The organism is Streptomyces adustus, assembly GCF_009377175.1.
Taxonomy (GTDB): Bacteria; Actinomycetota; Actinomycetes; order Streptomycetales; family Streptomycetaceae; genus Streptomyces; species Streptomyces adustus.
The window spans coordinates 1-2,220 of record NZ_VJZD01000506.1 but is presented as its reverse complement, the minus strand read 5'-3'; the positions used below and the strand labels follow the sequence as shown (position 1 = coordinate 2,220).

At 69.5% G+C, this 2,220-nt stretch carries 2 protein-coding genes; both read left to right on the top strand.

What is annotated here, in order from left to right:
* Nucleotides 1-397, top strand: a 397-nt coding sequence (locus FNH09_RS46155; RefSeq protein ID WP_152895839.1) for an SDR family oxidoreductase, incomplete at its 5' end; no start/stop codon positions are given.
* A 217-nt stretch (nucleotides 398-614) separates the two neighbouring features.
* The gene (locus FNH09_RS46150; RefSeq protein ID WP_152895838.1) at nucleotides 615-2,192 is read left to right on the top strand and encodes a sodium:solute symporter family protein; all 1,578 of its coding nucleotides are present in this window, start codon (nucleotides 615-617) and stop codon (nucleotides 2,190-2,192) included.
* The last annotated feature ends 28 nt before the right edge of the window (nucleotides 2,193-2,220 follow it).

Below are 2,220 nucleotides of genomic sequence, written 5' to 3'. Positions count from 1 at the left end.
GGGCCGGGGCGGCGGGTCGGTGGTGTTCATCGGGACCCAGTCGGCGGTGGCCGCCCCCTCGCAGGTGCGGCAGGCGGCGTACGCGGCCTCGAAGGGGGCGCTGACGAGCGCGATGTACTCGCTGGCACGGGAGCTGGGGCCGTACCGGATCCGGGTCAACACCGTGCTGCCGGGCTGGATGTGGGGGCCGCCGGTCCAGGCGTACGTGCAGTTCACCGCGCACACCGAGGGGGTGCCGGAGGGGGAGGTGCTGTCCCGGCTGACCGAGCGGATGGCGCTGCCGGAGCTGGCGACGGACGGGGACGTGGCGGACGCGGCGGTGTTCCTGGCGTCCGACCGGGCGCGGGCGATCACGGGGCAGTCGCTGCTGGTCAACGCCGGGGAGCTGATGCGCTGAGCCCGTTCCGCTCCCCCCACAGACTGTTCATATAGGTGAACCAAGGTCAGCTAGCAGAACTATTTTGCCTGCTCTTGACCTACCGCTCGCTTGTCGTGCCCACGCACAACCACCCACGATGAGCGGGCACTTCGCGGCCTGAGGAGCCCACTCCCCGCTCAGGCGAAGTGCCCACCAGCTGAGCGGAGTTCACAAGGCGGACCCTGGAAGGGGGCTCATGAACAGTCTCGACTGGGCCGTGCTCATCGGGTACTTCGGCGTGATGGTCGCGATCGGCGTCTGGTCGCACAAGCGCGTGGACGACGTCAGCGACTTCTTCACCGCCGGCGGGAAGATGCCGTGGTGGCTGTCCGGCATCTCGCACCACATGTCGGGCTACAGCGCGGTGATGTTCACCGGGTACGCGGGCATCGCCTACACCTACGGCGTGACCTCGTTCGTGACCTGGTCCTTCCCCATCGCGCTCGGCATCGCCATCGGGTCGAAGCTGTTCGCGCCGCGGATCAACCGGCTGCGCTCCCGGCTGCACGTGGCCTCGCCGCTGGAGTACCTGAAGAACCGCTACAACCTCCCCACCCAGCAGGCACTGGCCTGGTCCGGCATGCTGCTGAAGATCGTGGACGTCGGCGCGAAGTGGGCCGCGATCGCGACCCTGCTGTCCGTGTTCACCGGGGTCTCGCTGAACCAGGGCATCCTGATCACCGGCGGTATCACCGCCGTGTACTGCACCATCGGCGGGCTGTGGGCCGACGCGCTGACCGAGCTCGGCCAGTTCGTCATCCAGCTGCTGGCGGGCCTGTCGATGTTCGTCGCGGTGGTGCTGAAGCTCGGCGACAAGGGGATCGGGTTCTTCGACGCGTGGGACGAGCCCGCGCTGCACGGCCACGGCGACGGGCTAGCCGGCCCGTACGGCACGGTGTTCCTGCTCGCCTTCCTGTTCATCAAGCTCTTCGAGTACAACGGCGGGATGCTCAACCAGGCCCAGCGCTACATGGCCACCGCCGGACCGCGCGAGGCCGAGCGCTCGGCCCGGCTGTCCGCCGCGCTGTGGCTGGTGTGGCCGGTGGTCCTGTTCTTCCCCATGTGGATGTCACCGCTGCTGGTGCACGCCCAGAAGCCGGACGGCTCCGACTCCTACGGCCTGATGACCGAACAGCTGCTGCCGCACGGTCTGCTGGGCCTGGTCGTCGTCGGCTTCTTCTCGCACACCATGGCCATGTGCTCCTCCGACGCCAACGCGATCGCGGCGGTGTTCACCCGGGACGTGGCCCCGGTCCTGTCCGAGCGGGCCCGGTCCTGGAACGCGCGGTCGGGGCTGATCGCGGCCCGGGTCACCACGGTCGTCTTCCTCGCCCTGTCGATGTCGGTGGCGACCCAGGTCAACTCGCCGACGTTCAAGGACATCATCACCGTCGTCATCAAGTGGGTGGCCGGCCTGATGGGGCCGATCGCGATCCCGATGATGCTCGGCCTGCTGCGGCCCTTCCGCCGGTCCGGCCCGACGGCCGCGCTCACCAGCTGGGCGATGGGACTGCTGGCCTTCTGGCTGGTCAACTACCCGATCAACTGGAACGTCGACGGCGGGGTGCCGTTGCAGTACCAGGTGTCGGTCCCGCTGGCGGTCTCTCTGCTCCTCTACGTCCTGATCGGCTTCCTGCGGCCCGAGGACACCCCGGAGCGGCTGGCCGTCATCGAGCGGATCAACTCCGACGGGGACGGGGCGGCCGCGGCGGCCGTACCCGCTCCGGCGACCGGGGGCGCCGACACGACGGTGAAGGACGACGTCGGCCGGTAGGCCGGGGAGCCGGGCGGGCCGGGCGCTG